The following is a 26,191-nucleotide window of genomic DNA, read 5'->3' as shown; positions in this document are numbered from 1 at the left end:
TATGCTTATGCCTTACTCATTTCTCCTACATTAACTAAATAATCTTTTTTTAAAATGTGGATTTATTAGTGAATAGTCACCTTTAACTATTCTTTTCATTATCTATATTGGTATTTCGAAAGAATTCATAATATATTAATTATAAAGTTATTAAATAAGCAATTCTATCGGTACATTAAATAATAAAGACGTTTACAAAGTGATCCTGTACCATATAAACATTTTTGCAGCGCCTATCTGTACCTAGATACATATAATTTTAGTATTTTCTCCTTAAACAACCAATACTATCTTTATAAAATGTACAGTATTTTGTTGCTATGAATTAAATTCTCTTTAAACAACATTACTTATAATTAATTGATTGCAATCTATTCGTTTATGCCAAAAACCTTCTTTTAACTCTGTTAGACCTTTTTCTGTAGTAAAACCTAAGGTGAATCCATTTTCTTGTAATACAGGGAGCAATTCTATTTGCATTTGAATTGATTTCTCTCCTCCTCCAAAAGCAGGTGTATACAATTTAATTTCCTTATTTAAAATTTTTTCTAAATATCTTTTACAAACCTTAATTTCTTTTTCATAGAATTCTTGAGGATTACCTGAATACGGTAAATGATTCTCGCAATGTACCCCTATGGACATACCACATGTGTCCATTTCTATAATTTCTCTCTCGGATAAATAAAATTTATCTATAAATACATCTAATGAAGAGTAAATAGAAATTACCTTTTCCTCTAAAAAAGCCCTACCTCTTTCTTCTGGCCAATAAAAATTAAAAAGGTACTTAATTAGTCGTCTATATTTATTCATTTCATAGGAATAATAGATATCACAATTATTTTTTATTTCATCTATATTCACTTGGTTAGAAATTTCTTCCCAAATTTCCTTATCACTAAAATGAGAAAGAAGAGTATGCACTAAATGAAATATCGGCACTTTTCTTTCAACAAGTGGTCCTGACATAACAGCGAAATAGCCAGGTACCCCCATTTTCTTTAAGATTTGAAATGCATTTATATACTGATCTTTCGTTGCATCATCAAAAGAAAGGATACATTTTGGTTTATTAGTATGCCTATGAATATCCTCTGGTTTAATAATTTCATAATGTTCCCTAATCCATTCCACTTGCTTCCTAAATTCAATTGGTGAAATAGGAACACTTCCTCTCCAATTCTCCGGTTCCATTACATAATGGTACATAACAACTAAATCTTCCATATATTTTCTCCTTATTTAATAACTATAGCCCTAGTAAATGAAGTGAAAAAATTTTGCCCATCCCATATCCCATCGAAATCAAGTGCTTGTCCTATCGGTACAATTCTATCCACCCCCCGGGATTGCACTGCTTTAATAAATGATATTAATTGTTGATGTTCTATTCCAAAATATGTAAGGGTCTGATCTTTATCACAAATTATTGGAATAACATCAACTAAATCTGTCACATCAAATTCATAAAACAATCCTCCACCACAATGTAATTCACGCACACTTGATTCAATTTGTTGAAATTTCACACGTGAAAAATACACATCATGATTTACATGATGAACCTTCTTCTCAGCTGCAAGTTGTAATACTGTTGTAAATTTGAGCACCTGAGTTGCAGCCAAAAGATCATATGCCTTAATTCGAATTACTTTTTCAAATGCTGACCAAAAATGTACTCTTGCCTCCTCTTGTTGCTTTCCTGTCCAAATAAGTAAACGGGGCGATGAACAAGCCATTTGATCAAACCAAAACACATCGTTATAAAACTGCCTTGCTAGTTCTTCCAACGCTTTTTCATTTAATGCGATAACTGCTTCACTATTCAATATTGCTAATGAGAAACGGTCAGGGAAGGTCAATTCATTTGCCAAAGGTGCTAAGGGTACCTTTCTAATCGCTTCTACTGTCGCATCCCCTCCCCAAATTACACGTGTATGACAAATTGTACTAATTTGGGCTGTCATCGTTTCTTCATACTTATACGTACAAATTATTGTTTGCTGAGCAATAACTTTAAATTCAGGCTTTGAGAGTTCTTCCAAAATGCTTTGTAGTAATATATTTAAACCATTTTGCTCTTTACTTGAGATACGTATAATATTACGGTTACCTACAAGTAATGAAAGCATCCATGAGTAGACAAAAATTGTATCCACATTCGATGGTGCAATATGAAAAACAGTGCCTCTAGCCTGTATAATTGAATTTTCATGTTGCTTTTCAAAGATTTTTTGCATCTGCTTAATATTTGCTTTGCGTAGCCAATAACCTAACGCTACAATTTCGGGTTGCTTCTTTATACGTACTAAGCGCTTGGACAACGCTTGTGTAAAATCAATAATCTGCTCCTCAAAGGGTTGATTAAGAGGTGTTTTTTGGAAATCATCTAATGCTTCATCAAATGATTTATGCAGTGGCCAGAATAACTTCATCTTTATATTCCCCCTTGAAAAGTATCACTACAACCACGCAACTCGGCTTTTGGAATACGCCCCACTACTGAAAAATACTTTCCTTTCCAGCCACAATTACAATCATCAATTCCATGAACTATTCCTAAATCCTCTGTTAAAAGAGAATGTCCTGGATAACTCTTCGGTAATTCACTAACAACTTGAATTAATCCTTGTTGACCTACAGGTAACAACTCAAAAGTAATAGGATTACGAATGATAATATCTGCATAGCTTGGTGTATGTAAATGTCCTTCACTGCATTCTACAAAAATAGAACCTATCTGCTCGACCATTCCATAGTAGTTATGCACTTCTTGAATACCTAACTGCTCTTTTAATATTCGATTAAAGGTTAGTGAATCAACTGCTTCATCTTCAAGCTTTTTCCATCCTCCACCATGAATTAACAAGCTATCACCAAAATCTAACTCTAGCCTTTTATGACAAGCTTCTTTATAAATATATTGCCAAATCATAAATGTGAATCCAAACAATAAAATTCGTTGCCCTTTGTATTTCTTTAAGAAAGCCTGTAAGCCTTCTACATCCAATGACATATCATCATTTAATGCATAAAAATGTTTACATCCAAAATTAGAAAAACCTAAAATTCCAGCACCTCGAGCACTAAATGATTTGCGATTCTTTAATACCGATTTTGTATCTAAAATAATCATAGGTAGACGTTTTCCACCTAAAATTGGCTTCACAACTTCCACCAATGCCCTTCTTTGAGCAATAGACGTTTCCTTATCTAAATAAATTTTCGATACTTGCTGACCTGTTGTTCCACTTGAAGTTAATATTTTTATGACATTCTCTTGTGATATTGATTTTAAATCCATTAATTTAAATAATTGAATTGGTATATAGGGAACTTCTTTTATGCTATTTGCCTCGATTAACATATTACTTTTTTTAAGCATAGCTTTGTATTCCTTACAATTTTCCACATGCAATTTTGTTAATGTATTTAATTTTTCTAACAATTGCTGTTCTTTTTCAGCCTGTTTTAAATGATACGGAACTATCATAAACAAAGCTCCTTTAATGTAGTATAATTTGTTTTACCATTAGCAAGACGAGGAATTTCATCTATAACGATTACCTTATAAGCAGTCTTATGTAGTTTATATAAATTTTCTATTATTTCTTTTACCTGACCTACTTTATCTACTTTTTCAATGGCTACAATTAATTTATCGTCAGAACCTGTACAAGCTAAAGGAATATGAAAAATCTCTTCTAGTTTTTTTTCTACATCATCTAAATTAATACGCAATCCAAATAATTTAATAAAACGTTTAATACGCCCAGTAATAGTAAAATATCCGTCTTCATCCATCGTTGCTGTATCTCCTGTATGTAAGACACCCTCCAATTCATTACCCTTTGCTAAATCATTTACACTTTCTGCATATCCCATCATCACATTTCCTCCTCGGTAAACTAATTCATTTAATTCACCTTCGATAGAAAGTTGTCCACCAGGTATTGAAATACCAATTGTTCCTGACTTTTCAAGGACTTTATCGTAAGGAACATAGCTAATCCGTGGAGATGCTTCTGTTTGTCCATACATAATATAAAAGCGTTTGTTATGCTGTTGTGCATATTCGCCAAATAATTTCACAAGCTTTTCATTCAATCTTCCACCAGCCTGTGTTAATACCTTTAAATGGGGAAGTTCCATTTGCATAAAGCCAATACGATGTAGCATTTGATAAGTAAAAGGCACGCCAGCAAGTGATGTCGCCTTCTGTTTTTGTACAAATTCCCAAAGTGATTTTTCTATCACGCTTTCATCTGTTAATAAAATTGAAGCTCCTGCTAATAAATGACTATTTACAATCGACATACCATATGAATATGATAAAGGCAAATGCATAATTGCACGCTCATTTTCATCTATTTCCAGATATTCAATGATCGACTGAGCATTTGATTGTAAATTCTCATATGAAAGGCGGACAAATTTTTGGCTTCCTGTTGTTCCTGAAGTATTTAACAACAATGCTAATTCCCTATGAATATGAATAGTTACTGAGCTCTCCCGAGTCAAAATTCCATTATTATATATATAACCTTTTCTTTCTTTCAATCCTATAATCCACTTAGGTAAATAATTATCAATTATTCTTTCTAAAAATTCATTATTGCCCTTTAGATGTAATAACATCACTGCATGTGAAGAGTTTATTGCAGAAATATAAGCAATTAAACTTTCTATATTATTCTCTGTTAATAAAAGAATTAATTCCTTTTTATCACTAATAAATTTTAATAACTCTAATTCTTCAACAAAATATGTTTTTTCTTTTGTTATCACTTTTCCTTTTTCAAATTTCATAAATACCCCTCCCAATTGTTGTATCGGTTAACTTAGTAAAATAAAAAGCTATACCCCTTAACACACTAAGGTATAGCTTATTTTATCAAAGTTCAATATTATATTTTCTTAAGATTTCTTTTCCTTTCTCATAGGAACTAAAGTCAATAATGTCATCCGTTTCTAGCATAATTTCAAAAGTATCTTCTAAAACTGCCATTAAGCTCATGTGTCCTACGCTATCCCAAGAGTCCACATCCTGATATTTTAATGTTGGTAATTCTAATGTTTCCAATTCTAATGTTTCAATAAAAACCTCATTATATTTTTCTAAATTACTCACGCTACTAATCCTCCAAATTAATTTATATCACTTAGTAAAATATTGTATTCTTTTTTCACATCTACTTTTAATTCTTTTCCAATAAGATTTGGTAACTCATTAGGTGGTAAGCCCTCACCAGGTCTTTTACATATCAAATCTTCTTCTTTTAGAACTTCTCCTCTTTTCAAATCCCTTGAAGCAACTATGCTCCGTCTCATTTTATTTCTTTGTTCTAATTCTTGTTGAGACACAATTCTTTCTTTTGTGCCCAAACCTTCAAACACATTATTACATAATTTAATCAATTGAGTAAATTCAGCTGGTTCTGTTGCCATTTGATTATCCATTCCGATTTTCTTACTATTTAAAGTAAAATGTTTTTCAATCAGACAGGCTCCTAGTGCAACTGAAGCAACTGCCATCTCTATTCCTAATGAATGATCTGAAAACCCTATTGTATATTGAGGAAATTCTTCTCTTAATCCAAGAATATTATTTAATTGAGTGAGTTTTATTTCAGTAGGATAAATTGATACGCAATGTAACAAGCATAGATTATTATTACCAGTATCTTCAATTACTTTTAGAGCTGCTCTTATCTCTTCAATACTTCCCATACCTGTAGACAAAATAATAGGTACTTTTTTAGATGCTATATATTTCAAAAAAGTATGATTATTAAGTTCCATAGAAGCAATTTTTATAAAGGGTACATCACATTCATTAATTAAAAAATCAACTTCTTCATTTGAATATGGTGTAGAGGCAAATGATATATCATTCGCTTTACAAAAAATTGATATTTCCTTTAATTCAGAGTTACTAAACGAAAACTTTCTCACGATTCTTTTAGAAATTGGATTAGCATCATAATACGATTCAGCATATAATGAATCTTCCGTCCAAGACTGAAATTTAACACAGTGGCATCCTGCTTTTTTTGCCTTTATGACCATATCTAATGCATTTTGTAAATTACCATTGTGGCTAGAATTAATTTCAGCAACAAAGTATGGTCTTTCAAAATTTCCTATTCTAATGCCATCGCGAAGAACACACATTCCCATTGTATACACCTCAATTTATTGATCAATTGGTTCAATTAGCATCTCTCTTAAGAAAATTTCTCTGTCCAAAAATGGTTTTTGATCTTCCAAAGATCTTCTTACCACTCTTCTTTTTTCATTTAATGCAAAAGAATTATGTAAATATTTTTGATCTTCTACTGCAATAATTTCACACAATACTGGACTAGAAACATCATAAACTTCTTTAAGTTTTTCGCTTATATTATCACTTTTTTCTATTTTTATATACTCTAAGCCAAAACAATCTGCAATTTTTTTAAAATCAGCTGCTCCTACGCCATTTGCCCTATCAGTACCAATAGTCCTTGATCTAAATAACTCTTCTTGTCTTGTACGAATTACAGAATAAAGATTATTATTAACTACAAAGATTTTTATAGGCATTTTATGGTAATTAATTGTTTGTAACTCTTGCAAATTCATCATAATTGATCCGTCACCAATTACAGCTAATACAGGCAATTTAGTTGCACAATAAGCTCCAATGGCCCCTGGCAATGCAAATCCCATTGATCCTTGTGATGGAGAATGAATGCACCTCTGCCCTTTTTTAAATTCAAATGTTGATGGAATAATTAATTCCGTTAATCCTGAATCAGTCATGACAATTGCATTGGAAGGTGCTGTTTCCGAAAGACATTTTGCAAAATAATACAAATCAATTTTTTCGCTTTCTAAATATCTATCTTCACATTTAGGGAATATTTTCTTCCAATGTAAACACTTGTTGATCCATAGTGAATTTGTTTGTTTCACATTAATATCTAATAGTGACTCTATAAAATATCCTGCATCAGTTTTAATAAATTTATCTATTTTAACAGTATTTTTAGAATGCTCTACTTCATCAATATCAACTACAACTATTTTTGCTGCTCTTGCAAATTTATTATACTCTTCTCCAGTTAATTGTGGGGATAATCTACATCCAATAACTATCAATAGATCGGAATTTTGAAGAGCGAAATTTGCACTTCTGCTTCCCCCAATACTTGCAACTGCACCTAAAGACATACTGTTATTTGCTCCAAATGCATCCACATTTGAGGATGAAAAAACTACTGGGATTTTTATTTTTTCAATTAATTTTTCAAAGGAACTTACTGCATTGGCAGACTTAACTCCACTACCTATTAGAATTATTGGGCGCTCTGCTGCATTAATAGCAGTTTTTACAAATTCAATATCATCATCTCTCATCAAAAATTCTTCTGTACTTTCTGGTTCATATCTTTCTAATTCTTCAGCATTCACTTGTTTATTTTGAATATCTAACGGTATATCGATCCATACAGGTCCTTTTCTCCCTGATGTGGCTAAATGAAATGCTTTATCTATTTCATATGCGATGTTTGTAGGATCTGTAATCATAGTAGCATATTTTGTTATGGGTTTTACAATAGAAATAATATCTGCTTCTTGATTACCAAATGTCCGAATCGGGATATTTGTATATCTTGTTGTTTCATTCAATTTATTTTGCCCAGAAATAAAAACGCATGGTATATTATCTTGCCAAGCACACAAAACACTAGTAATAGCATTTGTTGATGCGCACCCTGTTGAGACCATACATACACCCAAATTATTTGTTGCTTCTGAATATGCAACTGTAGCAAAAGCAGCCCCTTGTTCGTGATGTGTACAAATTGCTTCTATTTCACTTTTTCTTGCAACAGCATCTGATAAATATAATATTCCTCTACCAGTCACCATGAATACGTGATTAATACCTTCTTGATGTAATCTCTCAATAACATAGTCAGCTAATCTAGCCACTTTAGCCTCACTCCTTTCTTGGTATAAATTGATTTAATATATCAGGAATTGCTACAACTAATTTAATAGAACAAGCTAATTCACTATCTACAAAGCCTTTTGCAGTTCCATAGGCTAATCCTCTACGAAAAGAATCTAAACTTGCATTGATATCCATACGATCCCCTGGAATTACTTTTCTCTTAAAATGGGCATTTTTAATTGATACAAAACCAGTTTTTTTTCCCTTATTTTCGTTGAGAGTTAAAAATGTCATTAAAAACATTTGTGTTAATGCTTCTATTTGTACAAAGCCGGGAACATTGGGCTCATCTTCAAAATGAACTGGGAAAAACCATTCATTGAAAGTAAAATTTTTATAACCCTTTGCACTCTTTCCTGGTATAGCCTCTTCTACAAAATCAATAAAAAGTAAAGGATATCTATTTTGTTGGTATTGTTGAATTTCTACTACTGTTAAATTTTCTAAGGTATCATTCATTAGTCTCTCTCCCTATAAAAGTTTGGTCGATCTGCATCAGCATCACCTTTAAACACAATCATATTCTCATGTGATACTTCATACCATATCTCGACATTTTGTTGAATGAATGGTTCAAAATAGTTCGGTATAATATTTTGCGTATGTTCATCTTTTAATGTAAACCCTGACTCTACTAAATAATTTGTCGGCAAACCACCAACTAAAAAGTCAATATACTCATAATTCTCATTGATTAACAGTTCATCAGTAAAATTATCTATTTTAGATAACATTTTTATATCTCCAATAAAATCAACAAATCTCAAGATCTTCGAATTGTTTATATTGATTTCTCTAGCTATAATAATTGCTTTATTGGTACCAGTTAAAACAAATACTCGATAATTGTAAACTGGGTGATCAAAATATCTCTTTTTCAAATACCAATCTTCTTTAAAGGGTAAAAATCTATACTCTAGATTTAATTCAAAAGTATTTTTTAATTCAGTAAAGCTTGATATCTCTATAAATTCGACAGAGTCTGTTTTACAATCAGTTACAATACAACTTTTCTGTACTATTTTCGCTATTTTGAAATCGTAATTATTCGGATTTAATTTGTAATAATGGGACATAGTCCCTGTAAATCTTCTGAAAACTCTTTTTACTAACGGTACCATTGTCTTTGGATTTGTTCCAATACCACAATACGTATTATACTTTGTTATTTGAATAAATCTTTTTATTAACTCTACACCTAATAAGGGGATAGCTACATCTTTCCTTACCATTGTCATTACACCACAATAATGCGAATTCCTTTTATTAAACGAATATGGAATAAATCCATGTATACCTGTAATTTCATTACTCTTTTTATCTTCACAAATTATAAAGTTAATCTTATCGCCATCACCATGCTCAAATTTGAAAAAGGTTTCATCATTGCCTAAAATATGATTTTCTCTCCAATGTAGTTTGATGAATTTCATAATATTTTCTTGGTCTGATAGCTTTGCTTGTCTAAAATTATAAATTTCATCATATTTGTTCAAATGGTCATTCCTCCTAAATTGGTATACTTGGAATATTAATTATTTTTAATTTCATACTTTGAGTTACAATTAAACCCGCTTTTGATCATCCCACTAAATCTTTCGTTAATGTTAGTTGAACAATGGAACTATTTCTTTATCATTCGGTATAGTTTTTGTAACTTTAAAGCCTAATTAAGTTTTTATCGTTTCAAATACAATTTTTGACTGAGCATATAAGGATATTGGATATAACTCTGACTGCTATTTCATAAATAAAAATGAGATTTAGATCTCTCTCTTCTAATCGGAACATGTTAAGATGAATATGAGTTGTATAAAACCATATTTATTAAATATATATAATTATTTCAATGGGCTAAGTCTATATATTTTTTAAAAGCTAGATTATCTACATAATAGCAGTCAAATAGACAAAAATATTCTTTATGTATAAATCCTTTTAAAGTGGAAATTTTCGATGTTCTAGTATTACTAATAATACATATCTATTAATTACATAAACTAACTAGTATTTTTCTCTTTACTTTTTAACTAAAAATGTTGGTTTTGAATGAGATAAAGAAAATTTTTGAAGATTAGAACTAATACCTTTCTCTGATAAAAACTCGTCCACTGCCTTTGTTTCACCTTCAACTGTACCATAATCATCTAATACAATAAGCCCTCCTGAAACAACCCTTTCAAATAATAACTCTAAAGCAAGCGCAGTCGGTTCATAGACATCTACATCAATATGCAAAAGAGCTATTTTTAAATAAGGGTGTTGTTCCAAATATTCGGATAAAGTTGTTAAAATATCTCCTTGTATTAACTCAATATTTTCAAATTTTTTATGTTGAAAACTTCTCTCCAAATCCTCTATACTCAAAAAATCATTTCCAAAAGTTTCATTCCAATTTTCCACAAACATTTTATCACTTTCCACTTTATTCGTCATTGGAAATGATCCAAACATATCAAATCCAACGATTTTTCTTGAATATTGATTTTCCAACAATTCTCGAAAAGTAGCAAATTGAATCAATGAATTCCCTTTAAAAACACCTAATTCAATTACATCACCAGGTAAATTGACTATTTTTTTGTATAACTCATAATGTGCTAACATATTGCCTAAGCGATAAGGCTTTGAAGTTAATATATATCCATTTTCATAGTCAAAAGCATCTTGAGTCTTATATTTATTAATCATCTGTTTCCTCCAAAATCATTTTTTTACCGAGTTTCTCTGAAACGTAAGAAATCTCATACTTCATCTCAATGGCTCACAATTATATCTAATGAATAACGACTTGTAGGAATGATCAAGTCTACAAATTAAAAGTATTATAATAGATGAATACATGTACAGATTAACCTTTACTTATCATTGTTTCTGTTATGTAAAAGGCTCTTAAGCCATTGAATCATGTAACTAGTATTCATAAATGTCTACTTTAGAATACTAATTTAGGTCTATAGCCTGTCATGTTCAATGACTCTGTTACAGCACTTTTACAATGATAGTCAAATCCATTATCCAAATGAATAGTTCCATCCTCTCCTATATAACTACCACGTAACAGTCCTTTGTCATTATTTTCATCATCCATATCCTTTACCCAGCTAGCTGTAAATGAATCGGCATGCCATTGTAAATTATTACACTTCACATTTAAATTCTCTACTAAATAATGATCCCATTCACTATTTTCAACGTCTTTAGAACTTGTTAGTAAAGAAATAGTACCTGTTTTTCCATCTATCATTAACTGCTTATCTTCTATTACATGCAAACTAATACGCTTTTGTAAAATACGATCCGCTATTAAGACTTTCTGTTCCGCTCTCTCATCTACCATTATAAAGTAAAAATCACCATTTGGATGTACTGTTGCCTGAACAGGTAAATAACTCATTGTTGCATCGCCAATATTTCTAAATTCCCCAAGTTCGTTATGGCGAGCTTGATAGTGACAACGAATACGTTTACCGATTGTTAAATTATCGATTTTCTCCACTTCATCAATATGATAAATACGCTCTCCCTTTTGAATACAAATGCCAAGTAAATTAAAGTGTACATGATCAGATAAAATCTCCACACTCACTTCATGTAACCCTTCTGAAAGTTTTAATGTTTCAAAAAGAACTTGATGATGGAAAGTAGAAAACTTTTCATCGATATGCTCATAAATCGATATAATCTGCTCCTGCTGATCAATAATAATTTTTAGTTTCAAAGCAGATTTTCTAGTACTTGTTCCAATCAATTGCAGACTTGTTCCTGTAAATTTAAATAGGAATTTAGCCCCTCTCTGAATTGTTTCAGCACTTGCCCCATAATTACCAACTTCACCAGTATATTCTCTCCTTAAAAACCATTTTTTAAGCCAATCTCCCTCATATTGGACTGTACCACAGGTTGCCCCATAATATTCCCATCGCTCTATACTTTTTATATAAGGTACTAGATGTAATTGTATAATAGGATTAATTTTTCGATAAATATCTAAAGTAATTAACATATAACTTCGATATATTTTAATTACTTTTTGAAGTTTTTCATTATTATCTTGTATTTGTTGGCATATTTTTAAGTCTGAGTAAAATCGAGTTGTATGAACTTCAATAATTGGTGCAACAATTAACTCAAATAATTGATTGCGTGTTAATTTCCCTAAGATTTTATACATCTTATCTAGCATTTGGTTGACCTTTTTACCATTAGTATCACCATTTTGCTTTTCAAGTCGATCCAATATTGTCATCATTTCTTCATATAATAGTCTATATTCAGTAGACGATTGTTGTAACTTTTCTATTTTTTTAACATTAGTTTTTATAGGAGTTGTACTTAAATTTTGCCACCATTCTTTATCCACAACTTTTTCTGTTAACTCACTTTTAATCGTTTCAGCTAAAGATTGAAAAATCGTTCCTTTGATTTTTGCTCCACCTTGTGTTGTATTAATGACCTTTAAATTTGGCATTTTTTCGATATATATTTCCATCTCACGTCGCATACCATCGAACTCCTGTTCTGTATATACAAATCCTCCATATACATCTTCAACAGTAAGTAGTTGACCTGATTCAATTTTTTTTAACACGCTATCAGTATATTCAACATTATCAAGTCGTGCGATTCCCTTTGCATAATAGGCATCCTTTTTGTAAGCGAAATTTTGCCCCACTAATATTACTTTTTCTACATTTAATAGTGCTAGTAATTGTAATGTTACATTTGAAATGGTAATAGAATCATTGACTATTTTAAAAACCTTCTCCTGTATATAAGTTGAAAATTTATCTCGATTCATCACCATATGAATTTTAGGGCCTGAAAACAAAGGCAATGTTTCATGCCCTACAGTTGTTCCAAATATTAGCGGGATATTGTGAATATGTTGTTTAGCTAGTTCTAAAAATACTTGATAGTTTTCTATAGATGGGTCATAAGACAATATTGCATCTGGTAAAATATTATGTTTAATTAATACTTCATTTGCTGAACCTACTGCAAAAATGAATGCTAGTCCTTCTTCTTTAATAACACGTAAATTATCCAGTTCCTCTGTCAATGATGGACCTGCTGCAACTAAAATTACTGGTTTTCTTGTAAATACTTGTTGCTCTTGTATGAGCGGTGTATTCAATATCCATGGTGTGTTCATAATAGTATTAATTACCCATCGATCATTAAATGCTAAATTTGCCCTTGTGTTTGTACGTGTATCTTGAATAAATTGTTGAAAGGTTTTTGAAAATTGTTGAAAAGATTTCTGTGCTATTTTTTCATATACAGGATGGACAATTATCACAATATTTTGTGCTAAATATGGTCTGAAATTATATAAATTTCTTAATATATCTTCTTCTGAAGCACCAACGTACTGGTTTGTAATAGCGTTAAGATTTACAGTTGTTTGTTTAGCATACTGTAATATGAGATTGTGTACATCTACTAGTGGTTCATAGGTTGAAATAAATTTATCTGGATAACGTTGTTGTAATACTTTCACATGATATCCTAGACCAGTCCCGTAACAAAAAACATGATCTGCTACCTCAATTTGCTCTTCATAAGAATCAATTAATCGTTCCGCCTCTGCTACTGGATTATATTTACTATGTATAAGAAGCATATGTCCATTATGTTGAATTTGAATTATTGGAAGTCCAGTTTTACTCATCAACACTTCTATGATTGGCTCTGTCATCAGAAAAACTCCTTTATTATACTCTTTATATCTTTATAGTTAATATCGGTTGATTTTCGTATTTCTATAGAAAAAACCTTTCGATATATTATATCGAAAGGTTTTTCAAATGTATTCATTAACCTAATAATTGAAGTACACCTTGTGGTTGTTGGTTCGCTTGCGCTAACATAGATTGAGCTGCCTGTGTTAAGATGTTATTCTTTGTGAATTCCATCATCTCTTTCGCCATATCCACGTCACGGATACGAGATTCAGCAGCTGTTAAGTTTTCTGAAGTTGCACCTAAGTTATTAATTGTATGCTCTAAACGATTTTGTACCGCACCAAGACTTGAACGTTGAGCAGAAACTTTAGCGATTGCTTTATCTAAAGTGTCAAGAGCATTTTGTGCACCAGCTGATGTAGAAACATCTACGCCTGTAATGCCTAAAGAAGCTGAACGCATATCATCAATACCAAATGTTATCGTTTGTCCTTTATTTGCGCCGATTTGCAGTGTCATACCGCCATTACTACTAGCATCTGTTTGTGCACTTGATAGACCTAAATCTTTGACTACTGTCTTACCTGTTTTATCACTTAATTTCACAGGACCTGTTTCACTCACTACTTCAAAACGTCCATCATCTGTAACATTTACTTTAACTTTTGCAATATAACCAGGATCACCAGCTTTTGTAGCACCAGCTGTTGTGTTTGCTCCGGAAATGGCAGCATTTAAAGCATCCTCTAAAATTTTAGCGCCAGATGCCATAGATGTTGAACCACCAGTAATTTCTCCAATTGTTGTGACTTCCATTGTTACTCCATTAATATCTGCAGTAAACTGGGAACCACTAGCAACTGTAGAACCATTGTAATTTGTTGTACCATCTGTTCCAGCTGCTCCACCTAAAGCTTTGTTAACTAGACCACCTGATGATGTTTCAATTTTCGAATTAATGCCCTCTGACCCACTTGTCAGCACTAATTTACCGCCATCCACATAACCAGAAATATGGGCTACATTTGATCCTGAGTTATCAATTGCCTCATTAATTTTATTAATAATTAAGTCAGTAGCTTTTTTCTGGGATGTTGCATCTGAACCTACACCTTTAAGTGTATTTTTCTCATCCTCAGTTAATGAGCCCCAGTTTATTTTAATATCTGTACCATCAATTTTAATTGTTTCTTCTGTAAATTCAGTATCAGTTATCTTATTTCCAGATGCATTTAGTGTACCACTACCAGTTACTTTCCCAGGACTTAATTTCGCTACTTGTGAACCAGTTGTTGTGTTTTGACCAACAGTTGCGCCACCAGCAGATTTTAGGTTACCGTTAAGTAATTTTTGAGTATTGAACTCAGTTGTGTTACCGATACGGTCGATTTCGTCTTTTAATTGTTTTACTTCGTTTTGGATTGCTTCACGGTCGATACCAGTGTTTGTACCGTTTGCAGATTGGTCTGCTAAAACACGGATACGTTGTAGAATATCGTGAGTTTCGTTTAATGCACCCTCAGCTGTTTGGATTAAAGAGATACCATCTTGAGAGTTTTTTGTAGCCATTTCAAGACCACGGATTTGAGAACGCATTTTTTCAGAGATAGAAAGACCAGCTGCGTCATCACCAGCACGGTTAATTTTGTATCCTGAAGATAATCTTTCTAAGTTTTTTGCAGAAGCTGTATTATTAGCTCCTAGGTTACGGTGCGTATTTAACGCAGCAATATTATGTTGAATTCTCATAATAGAATTCCTCCTTGAATTTTATTTTACTCCACATCCTTGTGGAGCAAATTATGTAACTGTTGAATCACCATAGTGGTTCGCTGTTACATAGTTTATATCGTATGTGATTTGAATTATTTAATAGTTTTATAAATAATTTTCAAAAAAATTTTCAAAGAATTACTTTTTTGTCAAACCTTGAAGAATACTAGGTTCAATATTCAATGCAGCTTGATTTTGTGCCTGGATGGCTTCAAAAATTTCAGTACGATGAACCTTCACACTTTTAGGTGCGACTATCCCAATTTTCACCTGTTCTCCATCTATAGATAAAACTTTTATTTCAATATTGTTATCAATCATTATAGACTCGTCTTTTTTTCTAGATAAAACTAGCATGTTTTACACCTCAATTTTAGAAAGTGGAAAGTGTAATGGATAGGCTACATTATCATTAAGAACAATTTGCTTCCCAAGTTTCTTCTTTATATTAAAAATAACTGGAGCTAATAGATTCATCGTTGAATCATTTAAAGATTCTTTCAATGTAACGATTGCATACGTAGCAATATCTTCAGCACTTTCAATCTGTAAATCAGCAATATCTTCCTCACTTATATCAAAAGCATAGTCAGTTTTAAATGTATATGGGTAGGCAATAACAAATCCAATACTAGCATCGTTTATTGATTGCAGAATGGCTATCGGAAGCTCAGAATCTATTGGTAATAAAACAAATCTTTTTTCAGTTGGAAAACCAGGCAATCCACGTTCAAAAGTTAAAATCTCTTTTTCATCAATTACTACTTCGCCTAATAATTTTGTTTGGATTTGCATATAAATTCTCCTTTAACTTATAACATCAATCGTTACAGATGGTCTTTGTAACATTGTACCAGTTACCTTACCAGGTGTATATTCATGGATAGGCTTGTTCACCTTAGTGTCAATTTTAGGTTCTTGACGTGTAATGTTTACATCTGTAGTACCTGGGGTATAGTCAACTTTCACAGATCCTACTGATGGAACAAATTTTATGTTATAGGGACCTGGACGTTTTGGACCTGTATTTTGCTTCGCAATACTTTGCATGACAGAACGCCCTTGTTCCTTACCTGCTCCATTCATCATTTGATACCCCTCTTGCACCCTCCTTGCAATTCCTTTGAGGTTGCCTTCTCTCCCGGCTTGAGCATATTTCTCTATTGATTCTTTCGTAGTTAACATTCCGATATCACGTCTAGCTTGCGAGGAATCAATTTTCAAGTCACTTTTGGTTGTATGAATCTCCAGAATTGCAGCTGGCTGAGTAATACTTTGCTCAGCTCTTGGTTGTTGAATTCGTTGTACTGGTTCTTGTATGTTCCAGTCCATTTGAATGTCCTTTGCTGTGATTTGAATTTGTGGAAACCTCATCATTTAAACCTCTCTTTCAAAAAAGCGTCTGAACATAGTGTTCAAACGCCATAAAGTATTTGTTGAGTAATTGTATTTGTTACAAAATATAAGCTGTAGGTTTATCGAATAAAATCTACTAGTGTTTGTTGAATAATTTTAGCCCCTACGGAAAGTGCTGCTTGGTGAATGGATTCACTGGTAACCAGCTCTGTAATAGCCTTAGAATAGTCTACATCTTCGTTATTTGATAATTGTTTTGTAACACTTATCTCACGGATGGATAGACGATTCTCCATCATTTCAACACGATTTTGACGAGCTCCTATATCGGCCTGAGCCTCTAACACTTTATTGTGTAAAGTTGTAATATCATCAGAAGTGCTAGTGGAGGAGAATCCTCCTAATGCACTACTAATCTCTTCACTTGTTGCTAAAGGACTGCGTTTAGGATCTAAAAGATCTGATATTTTCCCCATTAATGCATCTAGATTTCCAAATAAATCAGCACCAGGTGTATTAACCTGCATTTGTAGCCCGTCATAAACTTCTATTTTTACTTCCCCATTTGGAGCGCTTACCTTTTGATCACCTGTCGCTGTTGTAGAAACAACTGTATTATCCAACAAATTAGTATAGTCAGCATTTATCGTTTTATTGCCATTTGCATCTGTATCTGGTCCAAATAATGCTTTTCCAGTATTTGTTCCGCTGAAAATATATCTATCAGCAATTTTCGTATTACCTACTTCCTGTAAATGCTTGCGAATTTGATCTATTTCTGTTTTGATTTTTTCACGTTCGTCAATAGAATTTGTTCCATTAGCTGCTTGAATTACTAACTCTCGAACACGCTTCATTTGCTCCCCTACCTGATTTAATGATTCATCAGAAGCATCTAGCCAGTTGTTGACCTCATTCATATTACGTGTATATTGCTCAACTCTACCTAAATCGCGACGATAACCCATCCCTTTTACAGCAATAACAGGGTCATCTGATGGTCTAGTAATTTTTGAACCCGAATTAAGTTGATCTTGCAACTTTGACATCTTGCCGTAACTTCTATTTAAGTTTAATAACATGTTATTAGATAACATAGATTGCGTAACACGCATTTTTATAAAAACCCCTTTCTAATAAATTTTTATAATCCTACACGGCCCATGCCATTAATAATCTTATCTAATGTTTCATCTACAACTGTAATCATACGTGCATTTGCGTTATAAGCCTGTTGGAACGTAATCATATTTGTCATCTCTTCATCCAATGACACCGAACTTACCGAATCACGATTATTAGAAAGTGTTAACAATAAGCTTTCAGACGTTTTGTTTAATCGATAAGCCTCTTCACCGTCAGTCCCTAACTTTCCTATCATGCCTTGATAGAAAGTGTTAAACGTCGCTCCCTCTAAGTGTTCTGTTGGGGGTGGAATTACTACAGTGTTTGTACCTACTGTAATCGTTAATCCACCTTCGCCAATTGATTTTGATTGGAGATTTGCGAGTTCAATAGCCCATTTACCATTTCCTTCTTCACCTTTTACAGATGACGCTGCTAATAAGGACGAATTTTTTTTCAAAACTTCATTTACTTTAATATTCGCAGCTGTAAACGTTTCTGGCGGCCCACCATCACCAGTGAAAAATGCAACTCCAGCATCTCCATTTAAATCAAAGCCACCTTTATGTACTTCATTAAATGTATTAGCAAAGGTGCTTGCTAGTTTATTTAGATCGGCTAATGTTTCTAGATAGTATCCTTTTTCACTAACCAAAGCACCACTTGCATTATATTCACCATAACCATATGAATTAATTAAAGATAGTAACTTTCCTTTTCCTGGTTCAAGATCATTATGCTTAATCTTTTTAACCCCTGCACCAGCTGCTGGTTTTGTTGGTGGATCATCTAAGTTGGAAATTTCAATTTGCTTAAATACGTTAGTCAAATCATTGCTATCAATAGGGCTAGATTTTTCACCAGTTGTATTCATTGCAACGTAGTTTTTGCCATTAACAAGTACAATCGGGTCGCCTGTTGAATATGATTTAAAAGAGATTGTTATACTTCCTTCCGCTACATTACTAGCATTACCACCTGAAGGAACACGTTCAATCGAAATAGGGATGTAACTATTTAGTTCATCAATTAATACATCTCGTGCATCGTATAAATCATTTGGTACAAGTCCATTTGGTTCTACTTCTTGCACTTGTTTATTAATTGCAGCAATCTGTCGTAAAAGAGAATTAATTCGGTCTGTAGCAACATTGATTTCATTCCCTAAATTACCTTGAATCGTTTTTAACTGTGTATCCATATAATTAAAGGATTCTGCAAGGTGGGTAGCACGTTCGATAGCTACTCTTCGTGACGATGCATTCTCTGGATTCGTACTAACATCCTCTAGCCCTTTCCAGAATTGCTCTAACGCTGCATTCAAACCAAATTGGGATGGTTCATCAAGGATATCTTCCATTTGTGAAATAGCGTTTGAACGAGATTCCCAATACCCCAGCTTGTTTGTTTCCTGACGATATTGTCGATCAATAAACTCATCGCGAATACGTTGGATAGATGTTGCTTCGACACCAGTCCCTAGATGGCCAGGATAGTAAGGTGAATTTAAACCAGCCGTTGGAAACCCTGGTGTAGCTTGCATATTTACTCGTTGACGAGAGTAGCCTAATGTGTTGGCGTTGGAAATATTGTGACCTGTTGTATATAAAGCAGTTTGCTGTGTGAAGAGGCCACGTTTACTAGCTTCTAAGCCCATAAATGTTGAGCGCATTTTTCTTCCTCCCTTGTTATGCTTGTGAATCGAAATATGATTTTTTAGCTATGGTATTAGTTCCACGTACTTCGTTGCTGGAATAGTTCATTTGCTCTGTACGGGGTCTTACTGCATCTAATGTTAGGTTGACGACTTGTAAGGATTGGAAAACGAGTTTTTGATTTAGATCATTTTGTTTTCGTAGGTCATTGATAATTTGCATTAAACGTTCGCGAACTGCTGATAGTGTTGCTTTGTCAGCTTGTTGTTCAGCAGCCTCGATGACATCCGCGACAGTTGTTTTGTCAGATGAAGCAAGTCCCTTTGCTTCAAGGTAGTCCGTTACCTGTTTCTGACGCTGTTGCTCGAGCTTATCGATGGCTGCTACATGTGCCTGCTCGTCCTTGAGCAATTGGTCTAAAGCTTCGATATCGCCACTTTTAATAATTTCTGTTTTTTTAAAGGCTAGTTCGAGTAAGCTTTTATGCATTCTCTCTAGCATTGTTAGTGTAGAACTAATTGCTTCTACAGACATATCGTTATACACCCTTTCTGCTATTCCCTAGAAACGATAATATTTCAGCATATCCTCTGCCACTTTACGAGCGTCTACTTTGTATTCACCAGAAGCGATATCCTTTTTCAATTGTTGAACATGGTTTGCTCGCTCTGTACTGTATGTTGAAACCCCTTGCATTTCCTGCGCAGCCTTTGAAATTTCAATTTTATCGGCGAAAGATGCCTTGTTTGTATTTGATTTTGCATTGCGTACTTGGTTTTTATAGGCGTTTACTGCATTAACTCCATAAGATGTAATTTTCATTTCAATACCCCCCATCTCTAAATCCTATCTTACTATTATTTCGGATTGTCTCACATAATGTTAAGTTTTCACATAGAAAAAAGTGTGCTAATTTTGTTTAAAATTAACACACTTAGCGTAATTAACGTTTACGTTCTGAGTGATAGGTTACACGGTCACGTTCTTCAACACTTTGGCGAAACTCTTTGGCAGCTTCAAATGTCCGTAAGTCTGCTTTTAATTCATCCTGACATTTCGAGCAGAGCTTTCCTGTAGTCGTTAGATGGCCACAGTTATCACATGGATAGCCAAGGTTAGGGAACATGGCTGGCTGCAGACGCCCCTTACGAACCCATTTATACAATAGTTCCTCTGCTGCTCCCGTGGCTTCCACAATACGTTCTACAGTTGCCGCACGGTTTTCACGTTTACGTAAGAAACGATAAACGATTTGATAAAGCTCCTCCTCTGATTGTGCACACTTATGACACACTTCTCGGACTCCTGTATAATTAAAAAACTCATTACATTTAGGACAATTACGAACTTCTGCCATTGGCCTTTCCTCCTCTTTCTAGCAAATTTATCTACGAATGCTGTCTCATTAACTATTATACATAATACATTGGTATTTTCATCCTTCAATTAATGTGAAGTATTGGACATTTTTAGCACCCGCTTGCATTAAAACCTGTTCAGCATGCTGTAAAGTTGTCCCCGTAGTTTTTATATCGTCAAAAAGAAGATAATTTTTATGTTCGACTTGTGCACCCTCCATTAAGCGAAAAAGTGGAGCTGCTTGTATACGTTGCTCTCTATTTTTAGAGCTTTGGGTTTCTGTCGTTGTCTTTTCTAATAATTGTATAAAAGGAATATGCGCTGCCTTTAATAGTTCATCCGTATGCGAGAATGTACGCTCCTGTTGTTTGAGAGGGTGCATTGGAATGGGTAGAATCATCGCTTTTTCTTTGGTGAGACGATTATGAAGCTCCTGCCGAAATACCTTTGCTAGAGCCACATCTTGAAGAAACTTTAACTGGTGTAAGTAATCCTTCATCGCCTCATTATATTGATAAAGGGATGTAGCAGATTGAGAAGGTACAAAACGAGCGGCACATCTTTCACATATAGTCGGCGAGAATTGCTTGGTTAGAATCATTTTCCAGGAAATAGTTATTTTTAACGGCTGGGTGCATATTAAACAATGAGTTTCTATTTTATTCATTCAGAAAATCCCTTCTTATTATAAAATTGAATTTTTTCGCATGCCTCATCCATCTCTGCCGTGATGCCGTGATGAAAGAATAAGACCTCCCCATCTGGAAATTGAACATCTCGTCCAACTCGGCCTGCAATCTGAATGAGGGCATTGGCGGTAAATATCAATGATTCTGCCCCAATAACAGCCACCTGTACTTTGCTGATTGTAATGCCTCTTTCTAATATCGTAGTGGTTAATAAGCCCGGAACTTCTTTATTTCGTAGCTTTAACACCTTCTTCTTCCGCTCTGGGTCAGCTGTATGCACAGCTAATATGTCTTCATTTAATCCTTGAAAAAGAAGAGTTGCACTATTCATTAAGTCAATTGTCGGGAAAAATAGTAAAAAGGGTTCCTTTTGGTGTAAGCGCTCCTCCACCCACTTTTTTAACCTTTTAGGGATTTTACCTCGCTTGAAGCATTTATTATAGCTCCATAAAGAACGAACTTGGGGGACTGGTAATGGATAATTATGATAGCGTTTTGGAATAAAAGAGTAGCTTTCTTGCTGGAAGGTATGGAGTAATGCTGCTGATGGGGTTGCTGTCACAAATACCAGAGGAGCCTTTTCCTTTTTAGCCTTTTCTACTGCTCTTTGTAGAGTTTCATCAAATGTATAAGGAAAAGCATCTGCCTCATCTACAATAATGACATCAAATGCCTTGTCAAATCGGTAGAGCTGATGGGTCGTTGCTATAACAAGCTGGGCATAGCCATTTTGGTAAGGAGCTCCACCGTATAAAGCATGAATAACTGTTTCAGGAAAAGCCTGTTGAAAGCGTGGATACAGTTCTAACACTACATCTGTTCGTGGTGTAGCAATACAAACACGTAGCCCCCGCTTTAATGCATCATACACAGATGGGAAAAGTATCTCTGTTTTGCCTGCACCGCAAACTGCATGAATTAAATGGGATCGTTTTACTTTCACACTTGCCAAGGTTTCATTAGCTGCCCGTTGCTGGAGTTCAGTGTATTGCCCGGTCCATTTTAATGAATGCTTGTTAATTTTTATCGTCTTGGGACCTGTCCAAATCATCAATCGTGTACAACTACTGACTCTCCCCATCTTAATACAGTGTCGGCAGTACACACATTGTTGCTGACATTTTGAGCAATCGAATTTTATGAATAGGTGCGGATCTGTATTGTGGCATCGATTGCATTTTATAACTGGCTTCATTTGAATTCCTTCTATTATACAGACGTATTTTCGCTGTATTGCTTTCTCAATATCTTCAGATGAAAATGGCGAATGTTCTTTTAACCAAATGCGACCTTCATGAAAATCACGTAATGCTGGGGGCAACAACCAACCCCTATATCTCATCAAAATCTCCCCTTTCATAGAAAAAAGCCTCTACATTTTGCTGTAGAGACTTCTCACAATTCGTTATTTTTTTGTCCATCCTAATCCCATCGACCCTTCACCTAAATGAGTACCAATAACAGGACCAAAATAGCTCAATTTAAAGTTTACGTTTGGGTAAGTTTCGGCTAATTGCTCTAGCCATTCTTGGGCTTCAGCAGGGCAATTGCCGTGAATGACAACAGCGTCCATCGCTGCATACTTTTTTGCATCCACTGCTAGCAATTCTTCTGCACGCTTTAATGCCTTTTTACGTGTTCGGATTTTTTCGAAAGGTACAATTACCTTATCCACAAAATGTAAAACAGGCTTTACTTGTAATAAGCCACCGATTAATGCAGCTGCAGAAGATAAACGCCCACCACGCTGTAAATGTGCTAAGTCGTCTACAATGAAGTAAGCACGAATAGACTGCTGCATGTCCGCTAATGCTGCAAGTATGTCTTTTGCTGAATGGCCCTCTTTCGCCATTTCCGCTGCTCTTAATACGTAAAAGCCCTGAACCGCACAGGATATTTCACTGTCAAAGGCATGAACATTAATGCCTTCCACCATTTCACCAGCCTGTACTGCACCTTGGTATGTTCCACTAATACCACTCGATAAATGGATGGAAATTATCTCATCGTAATCCTTTGCTAGCTCTTCAAAAAGAGCCACAAATTCTCCAATTGGAGGCTGTGTTGTTTTAGGAAATTCTTTAGCTCCACGCACCTTATCATAAAATTCAGATGCTGTGATATCTACTTCTTCTGCAAATAATTGACCTGAGATATTAACACTTAAAGGTATCATATGAATGTTTAAGCGTGCACGTTCCTCAGCTGTAATATATGCAGTACTATCTGTTACGATTGCCGTCCTCATCCATGTCCACTCTCCTATAATTCTTAGTTTACAATCTATTTCTACTTGGTGCAATTGTTGTTCGTTGTTGTTGCTGGCGCTTCGCTTTCGCACAGACAAAATCTTGTTGTTGCTGGCGCTTCGCTTTCGCACAGACAAAACCTGTTGTTGCTGACGCTTCGCTTTCGCACAGACAAAACCTTGTTGTTGCTGACGCTTCGCTTTCGCACAGACAAAACCTTGTTGTTGCTGACGCTTCGCTTTCGCACAGACAAAACCTTGTTGTTGCTGGCGCTTCGCTTTCGCACAGACAAACCTGTTGTTGCTGGCGCTTCGCTTTCGCACAGACAAACCTGTTGTTGCTGGCGCTTCGCTTTCGCACAGACAAACCTGTTGTTGCTGGCGCTTCGCTTTCGCACAGACAAAACCTGTTGTTGCTGGCGCTTCGCTTTCGCACAGACAAAACCTTGTTGTTGCTGGCGCTTCGCTTTCGCACAGACAAAACCTTGTTGTTGCTGGCGCTTCGCTTTCGCACAGACAAACCTTGTTGTTGCTGGCGCTTTGCTTTCGCACAGACAAACCTGTTTTTACTGGCGCTTTTGCATAAATGACGGAAAACAAAAAGAAATGAATGTGAAATGAATGACGAACGTCGGATTCCCGTTCTCGCCCTTCTTGAGTTGTGCTAGTAAGCAGCTTTCATTTCACATTCATTGTCTATGTATAATAGGCATATCTTCACTCAATTGTTATGTTGAATGAAGATAGCTTCTGTTAATTTCCTGTACTTGACTGTGAGTCATCGCCAATATAAAAGACACTCGTCACTTTCCAATCATTGTCCTCTTTCACAAAGACTGTTACCTGACGTCCTGCACTTTCATGTTCGACATTTGTCTCAAGCTGAAGTGAGTGCATTTTCATGTTGGCAAAAACTTGCGCCTCTTCTGATTCATACTTTGCAATTGTTACATTTTCTACTTCACGCTTAATATCAAATTGATCAAATACTTCTGATGCATATGTTTTTTCTTCATCGTATTTAAAACCTTTTGGGTTTTTCGAGATTGTATTCATATAACGATCAATTTCTTCAGCATTTAATGCAGCAATATACTCATCAAAAGATGCTAAAATCGCCTTTTCATCTTCCGCTGGTACATTATCAGCCTTTTCTACGTTTCCACCCATCATTTCAAAGCCAACTGTACCATCCTCTATTACTTTATCTCGTTCTTCATCACTCATTTTCTCATCTTTATTACCACAGGCAGTCAATACTAATAAGATTAGAACTGCTAGAAAACTTTTCTTTAACATCAAAAAACCTCCCGCGCATATTGTAGCATATAAATGCTTTCGTAGGAATTTTGTTGTGCATTTTCAACATTTAGGTGCTACATCTTCCTTATGACGCATTAGGCTGTAAAATGTTGCACGAATTGCTAGTTATCATATTAATACTAATGAATAGTAATGTTACAAAATTGTGAATGACCTATTCTTCATCAAGTTAGCCCAATACAAATTATTACCAAAAAACAATAAAAAACTGTTTTAAAAACTACTTCAATAAAAAGTAGCTTTTAAAAACAGTTTTAGCAATTAGCGTACTTCAACCCAACCATTTTTAATGGCTGTTACAACTGCTTGTGTACGGTCATTCACATTCATTTTTTGTAGAATACTTGATACGTGGTTTTTAACCGTTTTCTCAGAGATAAACAGTGTCTCACCGATTGTACGGTTGGATTGACCATCTGTTAATAATTGTAATACTTCACATTCACGCTTAGTTAGCAAATGGAATGGACGACGAATTTCAGTTTGATGGAAGTTTCCTTTATTTTCATGTTCTGAAAGTCGCTTAAATTCTGCTACTAGGTTTTTCGTTACTTTTGGATGTAAATAAGAACCGCCGTTGGCAACAACTTTAATCGCCTCAACGATTTCATCTGCATCCATCTCTTTTAACATATAACCAAGAGCACCTGATTTTAATGCATGCGTAACATATGTTTCATCGTCATGTATAGACAACATAATCACTTTTGCATCTGGAAATTCAGTAATTAACTCCGACGTTGCTTCCACTCCATTTTTGCCTGGCATGTTAATATCCATAAGTACAACATCTGGTTCGTTTTCAGCATATAACGTAACCACATCTGTACCATCATCACCTTCTGCTACTACATCAAACGTATCTTCAAAATCTAAAATGCGTTTTACTCCTTCGCGGAATAGCTGGTGATCGTCTACAATAATAATCTTTGTCATTTGTCTTTACCCCCTAGATTTCTGCGACAGTTACA

At 34.3% G+C, this 26,191-nt stretch carries 25 protein-coding genes; all 25 read right to left on the bottom strand.

The genetic code is table 11. The features are described 5' to 3' along the window. Window positions 1-336 precede the first annotated feature (336 nt). Window positions 337-1,230 carry a polysaccharide deacetylase family protein gene (locus NY607_RS19350; RefSeq protein WP_259420202.1) on the bottom strand — a complete coding sequence of 298 codons (894 nt, stop codon included), beginning with the start codon at window positions 1,228-1,230 and terminating at the stop codon, window positions 337-339. 11 nt (window positions 1,231-1,241) lie between these two features. Further along, entirely contained in the window at window positions 1,242-2,438 is a 1,197-nt protein-coding gene (locus NY607_RS19345; RefSeq protein WP_259420201.1) for an acyl-CoA reductase, read from the bottom strand. A 2-nt stretch (window positions 2,439-2,440) separates the two neighbouring features. Then, on the bottom strand, window positions 2,441-3,496 hold the full coding sequence (locus NY607_RS19340; RefSeq protein WP_259420200.1) for a LuxE/PaaK family acyltransferase: 1,056 nt from the start codon (window positions 3,494-3,496) through the stop codon (window positions 2,441-2,443). Then, on the bottom strand, window positions 3,493-4,812 hold the full coding sequence (locus NY607_RS19335) for an AMP-binding protein (RefSeq protein WP_259420199.1): 1,320 nt from the start codon (window positions 4,810-4,812) through the stop codon (window positions 3,493-3,495). Before NY607_RS19335 ends, NY607_RS19340 begins: the two co-directional genes overlap by 4 nt. Window positions 4,813-4,897: 85 nt before the next feature. Then, the gene (locus NY607_RS19330; RefSeq protein ID WP_259420198.1) at window positions 4,898-5,134 is read right to left on the bottom strand and encodes an acyl carrier protein; all 237 of its coding nucleotides are present in this window, start codon (window positions 5,132-5,134) and stop codon (window positions 4,898-4,900) included. A gap of 17 nt (window positions 5,135-5,151) precedes the next feature. Then, a complete protein-coding gene (locus NY607_RS19325) occupies window positions 5,152-6,183 on the bottom strand; it encodes an N-acetylneuraminate synthase family protein (protein WP_259420197.1) in 1,032 nt (343 codons plus the stop codon). Window positions 6,184-6,198: 15 nt separating this feature from the next. After that, entirely contained in the window at window positions 6,199-7,983 is a 1,785-nt protein-coding gene (locus NY607_RS19320; protein ID WP_259420196.1) for a thiamine pyrophosphate-binding protein, read from the bottom strand. 7 nt (window positions 7,984-7,990) lie between these two features. After that, a complete protein-coding gene (locus NY607_RS19315; RefSeq protein ID WP_259420195.1) occupies window positions 7,991-8,464 on the bottom strand; it encodes a 3-hydroxyacyl-ACP dehydratase FabZ family protein in 474 nt (157 codons plus the stop codon). Continuing rightward, the gene (locus NY607_RS19310) at window positions 8,464-9,501 is read right to left on the bottom strand and encodes a hypothetical protein (protein WP_259420194.1); all 1,038 of its coding nucleotides are present in this window, start codon (window positions 9,499-9,501) and stop codon (window positions 8,464-8,466) included. Before NY607_RS19310 ends, NY607_RS19315 begins: the two co-directional genes overlap by 1 nt. A gap of 523 nt (window positions 9,502-10,024) precedes the next feature. Further along, a complete protein-coding gene (locus NY607_RS19305; protein WP_259420193.1) occupies window positions 10,025-10,696 on the bottom strand; it encodes a TylF/MycF family methyltransferase in 672 nt (223 codons plus the stop codon). A gap of 244 nt (window positions 10,697-10,940) precedes the next feature. Then, the gene (locus NY607_RS19300; RefSeq protein WP_259420192.1) at window positions 10,941-13,706 is read right to left on the bottom strand and encodes a motility associated factor glycosyltransferase family protein; all 2,766 of its coding nucleotides are present in this window, start codon (window positions 13,704-13,706) and stop codon (window positions 10,941-10,943) included. 118 nt (window positions 13,707-13,824) lie between these two features. Then, on the bottom strand, window positions 13,825-15,441 hold the full coding sequence (locus NY607_RS24270; RefSeq protein WP_310794753.1) for a flagellin N-terminal helical domain-containing protein: 1,617 nt from the start codon (window positions 15,439-15,441) through the stop codon (window positions 13,825-13,827). Window positions 15,442-15,603: 162 nt separating this feature from the next. Further along, complete coding sequence (gene csrA, locus NY607_RS19285) at window positions 15,604-15,822, bottom strand: carbon storage regulator CsrA (protein WP_259420191.1); 219 nt, start codon at window positions 15,820-15,822, stop codon at window positions 15,604-15,606. A 3-nt stretch (window positions 15,823-15,825) separates the two neighbouring features. Then, the gene (fliW, locus tag NY607_RS19280; RefSeq protein WP_259420190.1) at window positions 15,826-16,260 is read right to left on the bottom strand and encodes a flagellar assembly protein FliW; all 435 of its coding nucleotides are present in this window, start codon (window positions 16,258-16,260) and stop codon (window positions 15,826-15,828) included. Window positions 16,261-16,272: 12 nt separating this feature from the next. Beyond that, on the bottom strand, window positions 16,273-16,839 hold the full coding sequence (locus NY607_RS19275) for a DUF6470 family protein (RefSeq protein WP_259420189.1): 567 nt from the start codon (window positions 16,837-16,839) through the stop codon (window positions 16,273-16,275). Window positions 16,840-16,940: 101 nt separating this feature from the next. Then, on the bottom strand, window positions 16,941-17,936 hold the full coding sequence (flgL, locus tag NY607_RS19270; protein WP_259420188.1) for a flagellar hook-associated protein FlgL: 996 nt from the start codon (window positions 17,934-17,936) through the stop codon (window positions 16,941-16,943). A gap of 29 nt (window positions 17,937-17,965) precedes the next feature. Next, window positions 17,966-19,618 carry a flagellar hook-associated protein FlgK gene (flgK, locus tag NY607_RS19265; protein ID WP_259420187.1) on the bottom strand — a complete coding sequence of 551 codons (1,653 nt, stop codon included), beginning with the start codon at window positions 19,616-19,618 and terminating at the stop codon, window positions 17,966-17,968. A gap of 16 nt (window positions 19,619-19,634) precedes the next feature. Then, window positions 19,635-20,135, bottom strand: a complete 501-nt coding sequence (locus tag NY607_RS19260; RefSeq protein WP_131522738.1) for a flagellar protein FlgN — start codon at window positions 20,133-20,135, stop codon at window positions 19,635-19,637. A gap of 27 nt (window positions 20,136-20,162) precedes the next feature. Further along, the gene (flgM, locus tag NY607_RS19255; protein ID WP_016994952.1) at window positions 20,163-20,423 is read right to left on the bottom strand and encodes a flagellar biosynthesis anti-sigma factor FlgM; all 261 of its coding nucleotides are present in this window, start codon (window positions 20,421-20,423) and stop codon (window positions 20,163-20,165) included. A gap of 121 nt (window positions 20,424-20,544) precedes the next feature. Continuing rightward, window positions 20,545-20,958, bottom strand: a complete 414-nt coding sequence (locus NY607_RS19250; protein ID WP_131522739.1) for a TIGR03826 family flagellar region protein — start codon at window positions 20,956-20,958, stop codon at window positions 20,545-20,547. 78 nt (window positions 20,959-21,036) lie between these two features. Further along, entirely contained in the window at window positions 21,037-21,627 is a 591-nt protein-coding gene (locus NY607_RS19245; protein WP_259420186.1) for a ComF family protein, read from the bottom strand. Further along, entirely contained in the window at window positions 21,624-23,009 is a 1,386-nt protein-coding gene (locus NY607_RS19240; RefSeq protein WP_259420185.1) for an ATP-dependent helicase ComFA, read from the bottom strand. Before NY607_RS19240 ends, NY607_RS19245 begins: the two co-directional genes overlap by 4 nt. Before the next feature lie 45 nt (window positions 23,010-23,054). Next, window positions 23,055-23,897 (bottom strand): DegV family protein, encoded by an 843-nt coding sequence (locus NY607_RS19235; RefSeq protein WP_131522742.1) that lies wholly within the window; start codon window positions 23,895-23,897, stop codon window positions 23,055-23,057. Between the two features lie 753 nt (window positions 23,898-24,650). After that, window positions 24,651-25,196, bottom strand: coding sequence for a DUF3225 domain-containing protein (locus tag NY607_RS19230; protein WP_004227588.1), 546 nt, complete (start codon window positions 25,194-25,196; stop codon window positions 24,651-24,653). A 285-nt stretch (window positions 25,197-25,481) separates the two neighbouring features. Then, a complete protein-coding gene (locus tag NY607_RS19225; RefSeq protein ID WP_131520840.1) occupies window positions 25,482-26,156 on the bottom strand; it encodes a response regulator transcription factor in 675 nt (224 codons plus the stop codon). Window positions 26,157-26,191 lie beyond the last annotated feature (35 nt).

The organism is Lysinibacillus sp. A4, assembly GCF_024919535.1.
Classification (GTDB): Bacteria; Bacillota; Bacilli; order Bacillales_A; family Planococcaceae; genus Lysinibacillus; species Lysinibacillus capsici.
Note: the sequence above shows the minus strand (reverse complement) of the source record. Positions and strands in the feature narration are given on the sequence as shown.

What these genes read in the sequence shown, in the direction of transcription:
- NY607_RS19350 (WP_259420202.1), bottom strand. Translation starts at nt 1,230, where the DNA reads ATGGAAGATTTAGTTGTTATGTACCATTATGTAATGGAACCGGAGAAT.
- NY607_RS19345 (WP_259420201.1), bottom strand. Translation starts at nt 2,438, where the DNA reads ATGAAGTTATTCTGGCCACTGCATAAATCATTTGATGAAGCATTAGAT.
- NY607_RS19340 (WP_259420200.1), bottom strand. Translation starts at nt 3,496, where the DNA reads ATGATAGTTCCGTATCATTTAAAACAGGCTGAAAAAGAACAGCAATTG.
- NY607_RS19335 (WP_259420199.1), bottom strand. Translation starts at nt 4,812, where the DNA reads ATGAAATTTGAAAAAGGAAAAGTGATAACAAAAGAAAAAACATATTTT.
- NY607_RS19325 (WP_259420197.1), bottom strand. Translation starts at nt 6,183, where the DNA reads ATGGGAATGTGTGTTCTTCGCGATGGCATTAGAATAGGAAATTTTGAA.
- NY607_RS19315 (WP_259420195.1), bottom strand. Translation starts at nt 8,464, where the DNA reads ATGAATGATACCTTAGAAAATTTAACAGTAGTAGAAATTCAACAATAC.
- NY607_RS19305 (WP_259420193.1), bottom strand. Translation starts at nt 10,696, where the DNA reads ATGATTAATAAATATAAGACTCAAGATGCTTTTGACTATGAAAATGGA.
- NY607_RS19300 (WP_259420192.1), bottom strand. Translation starts at nt 13,706, where the DNA reads ATGACAGAGCCAATCATAGAAGTGTTGATGAGTAAAACTGGACTTCCA.
- NY607_RS24270 (WP_310794753.1), bottom strand. Translation starts at nt 15,441, where the DNA reads ATGAGAATTCAACATAATATTGCTGCGTTAAATACGCACCGTAACCTA.
- csrA (WP_259420191.1), bottom strand. Translation starts at nt 15,822, where the DNA reads ATGCTAGTTTTATCTAGAAAAAAAGACGAGTCTATAATGATTGATAAC.
- fliW (WP_259420190.1), bottom strand. Translation starts at nt 16,260, where the DNA reads ATGCAAATCCAAACAAAATTATTAGGCGAAGTAGTAATTGATGAAAAA.
- NY607_RS19275 (WP_259420189.1), bottom strand. Translation starts at nt 16,839, where the DNA reads ATGAGGTTTCCACAAATTCAAATCACAGCAAAGGACATTCAAATGGAC.
- flgL (WP_259420188.1), bottom strand. Translation starts at nt 17,936, where the DNA reads ATGCGTGTTACGCAATCTATGTTATCTAATAACATGTTATTAAACTTA.
- flgK (WP_259420187.1), bottom strand. Translation starts at nt 19,618, where the DNA reads ATGCGCTCAACATTTATGGGCTTAGAAGCTAGTAAACGTGGCCTCTTC.
- NY607_RS19260 (WP_131522738.1), bottom strand. Translation starts at nt 20,135, where the DNA reads ATGTCTGTAGAAGCAATTAGTTCTACACTAACAATGCTAGAGAGAATG.
- flgM (WP_016994952.1), bottom strand. Translation starts at nt 20,423, where the DNA reads ATGAAAATTACATCTTATGGAGTTAATGCAGTAAACGCCTATAAAAAC.
- NY607_RS19250 (WP_131522739.1), bottom strand. Translation starts at nt 20,958, where the DNA reads ATGGCAGAAGTTCGTAATTGTCCTAAATGTAATGAGTTTTTTAATTAT.
- NY607_RS19245 (WP_259420186.1), bottom strand. Translation starts at nt 21,627, where the DNA reads ATGAATAAAATAGAAACTCATTGTTTAATATGCACCCAGCCGTTAAAA.
- NY607_RS19240 (WP_259420185.1), bottom strand. Translation starts at nt 23,009, where the DNA reads ATGAAAGGGGAGATTTTGATGAGATATAGGGGTTGGTTGTTGCCCCCA.
- NY607_RS19235 (WP_131522742.1), bottom strand. Translation starts at nt 23,897, where the DNA reads ATGAGGACGGCAATCGTAACAGATAGTACTGCATATATTACAGCTGAG.
- NY607_RS19230 (WP_004227588.1), bottom strand. Translation starts at nt 25,196, where the DNA reads ATGTTAAAGAAAAGTTTTCTAGCAGTTCTAATCTTATTAGTATTGACT.
- NY607_RS19225 (WP_131520840.1), bottom strand. Translation starts at nt 26,156, where the DNA reads ATGACAAAGATTATTATTGTAGACGATCACCAGCTATTCCGCGAAGGA.